The sequence below is a fragment of the Chamaesiphon sp. OTE_20_metabat_361 genome (assembly GCF_031364565.1).
Genome location: NZ_JANLWO010000448.1, coordinates 1 through 5,850, shown reverse-complemented (window position 1 = coordinate 5,850; position 5,850 = coordinate 1). Strand labels below are relative to the sequence as shown.

Here is a 5,850-nt window from a genome sequence, read left to right as displayed (position 1 = left end):
CTGGATCGGAATGAGGAGTTTGCATCTTGTCTTGACTTTTAATACTGGTTAATCTTCCCGATCGAGTGCATCTCATCAGCAATTTATTCAGTATAGATCTCTGAGGGGATAGGGGATAGGGGATAGTGAATAGTGAATAGTGAATAGTGAATAGTGAATAGTGAATAGCTTGCACTGTTGGCGTTGGTGTAGCCTGCCGTAGGCACAGCCTCGCCTTTGGCGATACGACAGCCGTTGGCGTAGCCTGCCGTAGGCACAGTGTGAATAGTGACATAGAAAGAAGCAAGCGTCCACAACTCATTACCTTTTACCCATTACCTCTTACCTCTTACCCATTACCTCTTACCTCTTACCTCTTACCTTTTACCTTTTACCCATTACCCCTTACCCATTACCCCTCATGCAATAATAACCTTGGCGGTTGCTCTAGAATAGAGATCGCCAGAATATGGATACTTCATATATTTATTTAATAATTTAACCGATCGCTGCAATGGAACATAACTATAGCCCCACCGAAATCGAGTCCAAATGGCAACAGGCTTGGACGGATGCAAATTTATATAAAACCGATACTACCAGCAATAAGCCAAAATTCTACGCCCTGTCGATGTTTCCCTATCCGTCGGGGAATCTGCACATGGGACACGTCCGTAACTATGTAATTACTGACGTAGTAGCCAGACAGAAGCGGATGCAGGGGCATCGGGTGCTGCATCCGATGGGTTGGGATGCCTTTGGCTTGCCAGCGGAAAATGCCGCTATCGAACGGGGAATTCATCCCGCGACGTGGACGTATCAAAATATTGCCCACATGCGGGGACAGTTGCAGAAATTGGGATTATCGATCGATTGGGAACGCGAAGTTGCCACCTGTTCGCCCGAATATTATCGGTGGACGCAGTGGATTTTCTTGAAGTTCTACGAAGGTGGCTTAGCGTACCAAAAAGACGGAATGGTAAATTGGGATCCGATCGACCAAACCGTGTTGGCAAACGAGCAAGTCGATGGTGAGGGGCGTTCCTGGCGTTCTGGTGCGATCGTGGAGAAAAAGGCACTCAAGCAGTGGTACTTTAAAATCACCGACTATGCCGAGCAATTATTGACCGATCTCGACCAGTTGTCAGGATGGCCGGAAAAAGTCCGCACGATGCAGGCAAATTGGATCGGCAAATCGATCGGGGCGAATCTAGAATTTCCCATTGTCGGCGCGAGTGAGAGAATTGCGGTATTTACGACTCGTCCCGATACTGTTTATGGTGTGAGCTATGTCGTACTGGCTCCCGAACATCCACTGACGGCGCAGGTGACTACTTCAGACCAAAAAGCGGCTGTGGATGCCTTCGTTGCGGAAATTAAGAATCAAAGCGAGATCGATCGGACGGCGGAAGATAAGCCCAAGCGGGGCGTATTTACCGGAGCGATGGCGATTAATCCGTTTACGGGGACGGAGGTGCCGATTTGGATTGCGGATTATGTCTTGTATGAGTATGGGACGGGTGCTGTTATGGGCGTTCCCGCACACGATCTTCGCGATTTCAAATTTGCCAAGCAGTATCAGTTACCGATTACTCAAGTAATTGCCTCACCGAATCAGAATACTGACACACCACTGGTGGCTGCATATACGGAAGCAGGCACGATCGTTAATTCCCGTCAATTCGACGGTTTGGATTCGGTGAGTGCGAAGAAGTCGATAATCGACTATGCCGAGCAGCAGGGTTATGGCAACGGCAAAATTCAATATAAGTTGCGGGATTGGTTGATTTCGCGCCAACGTTATTGGGGTGTACCGATTCCGATCGTACATTGCCCAAAATGCGGTGCAGTGCCAGTTCCAGAGGCAGATTTACCAGTTAAATTACCTGAAGATGTCGAATTCACTGGCAAAGGTGGCAATCCCTTGGCACAATTAGATTCATGGGTAAATGTGCCATGTCCGACTTGTGGTACTCCAGCGAAACGGGAAACCGATACGATGGATACGTTTGTGGATTCTTCTTGGTATTTCTTGCGTTATCCAGATGCCACTAATGAACAGCAAATCTTCGACTCGAATATTACCAATGATTGGATGCCTGTAGACCAATATGTTGGTGGCATCGAACATGCAGTATTGCACTTATTATATGCCCGCTTCTTCACAAAAATAATTCGAGATTTTGGAGCTGGCGATCGTGGCAAAACCAAACTACTAAACTTTGACGAGCCATTTAAACAGTTACTCACTCAAGGGATGGTGCAGTCTACTACTTATAAGAATCCCCAAACAGGTAAATATATCGATCCAGCGACAGTATTAGATCGCGCTCATCCGACAGATCCAGTAAGTGGGATTGCGTTAGAAGTGACATTTGATAAGATGTCTAAGTCGAAATATAATGGCATCGCTCCCGAAGAAGTAATTGGGAAATATGGTGTAGACACCGCGCGGATGTTCATCTTATTTAAAGCCCCACCAGAAAAAGATCTCGAATGGGATGATGCGGATGTTGAAGGACAGTTTCGCTTTCTAAATCGGTTGTGGCGATTGGTGTTAGCAGCTAAACCGGGAACTACAGTTGCCAGTGGCGAATTGTCGAAATCTGAAAAAGATTTACGTCGATTCGTTCATCATGCCATTCAAGCAATTACTGAAGATTTGGATGGAGATTATCAGTTTAATACTGCGGTATCGGAATTGATGAAACTGAGCAACGCCCTCACCGATGCAGATTGCAAAGATTCGCCTGTATATGCCGAAGGGATTGAAACTCTAATGATTTTAGCTGCGCCATTTGCACCGCACATGACAGAGGAATTGTGGCAATTAACTGGGCATTCCGGTTCGATTCACACGCAACCCTGGCGTAATTTCGATCCGGCTGCTTTGATTGCTGATGAAATCACTTTAGTAATTCAAATCATGGGTAAAACTCGCGGGACGATTCAAGTCCCAGCAACCAAGGATTCAGCGACTCTAGAAGCTCATGCGCGCGAGTCGGCAATAACCAAGAAGTTCACGGAAGGGAAGGAGATTAAGAAAGTAATTGTGGTACCTGGAAAGTTAGTTAACTTTATTATTGGTTAGTAAATATAAACTATCTGTAAATCGGCAGAGGTAATGACCGATCGAATCTGTGTAAATTGAGCATAGAGCCACAAATCGACACCGATCGCGTTTTGTTGCTACAGCAGCAATCGAGTTAAATCCATCCTCCGCCAATTTTATGTCGCCTTCTAAGCAAGTTCGGTGGCTCAAAGCCTTTGCTATTGCTGCCTTCGTTACTCTAGCTATCCCTACACCGGGGCGTGCTGCCGATCGAGTGACTGGCTATTTTCCCCCATTTAAGGACTTTTCGGTTTCGGTGCGCGATCTCGAAGCTTTTGCTAAAGATGGCAAAATTCCTGCCGAGTATGCTAACTTAGCCCAGCAAACTCCACCCGCACAACTGCAACAATTCCGACAATCCTTGCAGCAGCGATTTGATGTGAGTCCGCAATATTTGGCGCAAGTTGTCAATTCACCACTGGTTAAACCGTTATTAGAGCGCGTTGGGGAGTCGATTCAGACAGACTCGCGGCAAAATGGGTCAAAGTCGCTGCGAATTGCACTGATCCAGTCAGCAGGCGATAAGAGACAAGGGTTGACAGTACTCAACGTTATCCGGCGGTTTCCCAGTCGCCAAGTCAAGCTGAATTTGGCGGAAGTATTCACCATCTATGACAACCTGACCGAATTATTCAAGCTGCGCGATACTACGGTTAGTACGCTCGATCGCCTTGCTGATGAGGAAGCCCAAACAAATAATACCAACTTCGCCAATCGACTCGATCTCCGCAGTGCAGGGACATTTCGCTGGCAAAAACGCTCATTTGCATGGCGGGATCGTTCGCGTCAACGGATGGTACCGGGCGATCTGTATGTGCCGCAAACAGCTTCGGCTCGTCCGCTGCCGATTATCGTTATTTCTCACGGCGTTGCTGAAGATCGGACTACCTATGCTTATTTAGCCGAGCATCTCGCCTCCTATGGCTTTGCCGTTGCGACTGTCGAGCATGTCGGTGGCGATGCCACTCGGTTTCGGAAGTATTTTTCTGGCTTGGCTCCAGCGCCACAAGCCACCGAATTGCTCCAACGTCCGCGCGATGTGACTTTTTTCCTCGATGAGCTGCAACGTCGCGCTCAAATAGATCCGAGCCTGCGCCAAATCGATGTCCAACAGACGGGATTAGTGGGACATTCCCTCGGCGGTTACACGGTGTTAGCATTAGCTGGTGCCCAAATCGATTTCGATCGAGTCCAGCTTCTGTGCAATCCCAATCGCTCTCTCAATCTCTCCGTCTTACTCCAATGTCGCGCTAAAGAGCTACCACCTAAACGTTATGCGTTCCAAGATCCGCGTGTCAAAGCGATTTTTGCGATTAGTCCCCTCAACAGTACGATTTTTGGGCAACGGGGGATGAGCCAGATTCGCGTCCCTGTCTTGATGATGGGTGGTAGCGATGATATTATTACGCCAGCTATACCAGAGCAAATCTATCCATTTGCCTGGTTGCGATCGCCTGATAAGTATCTCGCAATTTTGGATAAAGGTACACACTTTTCTACTCAAAATGTGGCTAAAAGTGATAGCGTGTTCCCAGTTTCCGATAGTTTTATCGGCCCCGAACCGGAACGTGCGCGGATGTTTACTAAAGCACTCGGCTCGGCTTTTTTTCAAACTCATTTAGCCAATCGGAGTGAATTTAAACCCTACTTGAGTGCTGCATATGGCAAATCGCTAGCACCGAATAGCGTGTCAGTAGCCAGCAAATCGCTCGTAGACACCAATGCAAACCGCCCATCACTCCGGCTAAATATCGTCAGTGCCTCTGCGGCTGAATCGATCGTCTTGATGCTGCAACCAGAAACTTCGCGGGCACCCGAACTCGCTCCGTAAGCGATTTCGATCGCGCTCTGAATAATTACAGGATCGAATTTTTAGAGTTGGCAGCAGTTAGAAATAACTTAGGATGGCGTAAATTCGTTTAAACCTTCGATCGATTTAAACCGAAAATTAGAATGTGTATTTATTAGCTGCTTCACTGCCTCCAATGCTGCGGATCTTCTGGATCGTCTCAAATGCGTTAACTCGATCGCCATAGCCATTATAAATTTTTACCACTTCACCCAAATCTTCTATTGCCTGACGTTTGTAATAAGAGTCCGATCTAGCTGAATATATTTTCATATATGTTATGGAGCGATTCTCATAACAATTAATCAGGTTAGTGACAATAGCGCTACCTCTTTCCCCGGAGTAATTGCTATCGCGCAAAATCTTTAAAATTCTAATAGCATTGCCATAATTACTAGCTGCTAATTGATAGTTACCCAATTCAAAATTTTTATTACCTTCATTGAAATGCTCCTTAATTTCCGTTTCAAGCTCTTTTGATAATAGATATCGATCCCGAATCTTACGATCGTTAGGTAATTCACTTTGCCTATTTACCCGATTTGAAGTTGCTTCGATCGGAGATTCTTTGAAATAAGCATAAACAGGTAAGGAACTACTTAGTCCATATATTAAGACCGAAAGTGAAGCGAATGATACAGCTTTTGCGGGCGTAGTAAACTTCATGTTTGAAATCTTAGACAAATGAATAACTATGAAAACGATCGTACATTGATTTACCTACTTATAATCATCTCCCCAACACAGATTGCTTATTCTTAACTAGTGCATTGTGATAAACTGATTGCGTTTGAAGGGCAATCTTTGCCCAGTTAAAGCGTTTGCCCAGTTCATCGTAGGCATTATCCGTCAACCACTTGGCATAACCTGGATTTTTGAGTACTTCCAAGATCCCCCATGCTAGCGAATT

The 5,850-nt window shown here is 46.1% G+C and carries 3 protein-coding genes and 1 pseudogene; 2 read left to right on the top strand and 2 right to left on the bottom strand.

Annotated elements, in window-relative coordinates; all coding sequences use genetic code 11:
* Nucleotides 1-493: 493 nt before the first annotated feature.
* Both leuS and RMO35_RS13220 read left to right on the top strand, forming a co-directional pair.
* Nucleotides 494-3,070 (top strand): leucine--tRNA ligase, encoded by a 2,577-nt coding sequence (leuS, locus tag RMO35_RS13225; protein WP_309741761.1) that lies wholly within the window; start codon nt 494-496, stop codon nt 3,068-3,070.
* 139 nt (nt 3,071-3,209) lie between these two features.
* Nucleotides 3,210-4,922: an alpha/beta hydrolase gene (locus RMO35_RS13220; RefSeq protein WP_309741760.1), complete on the top strand. Its 1,713-nt coding sequence runs from the start codon at nt 3,210-3,212 to the stop codon at nt 4,920-4,922.
* Between the two features lie 117 nt (nt 4,923-5,039).
* Here the strand turns inward: RMO35_RS13220 and RMO35_RS13215 are convergent, their stop codons facing one another.
* Both RMO35_RS13215 and RMO35_RS13210 read right to left on the bottom strand, forming a co-directional pair.
* Nucleotides 5,040-5,606, bottom strand: coding sequence for a hypothetical protein (locus RMO35_RS13215; protein WP_309741759.1), 567 nt, complete (start codon nt 5,604-5,606; stop codon nt 5,040-5,042).
* 64 nt (nt 5,607-5,670) lie between these two features.
* Nucleotides 5,671-5,850: pseudogene (locus RMO35_RS13210) on the bottom strand (glycosyltransferase family 1 protein); the annotation flags it as partial.

Bases quoted from the DNA above. Each gene is read 5' to 3' on its own strand.
- RMO35_RS13220 (WP_309741760.1), top strand. From the start codon at position 3,210: ATGTCGCCTTCTAAGCAAGTTCGGTGGCTCAAAGCCTTTGCTATTGCT.
- leuS (WP_309741761.1), top strand. From the start codon at position 494: ATGGAACATAACTATAGCCCCACCGAAATCGAGTCCAAATGGCAACAG.
- RMO35_RS13215 (WP_309741759.1), bottom strand. From the start codon at position 5,606: ATGAAGTTTACTACGCCCGCAAAAGCTGTATCATTCGCTTCACTTTCG.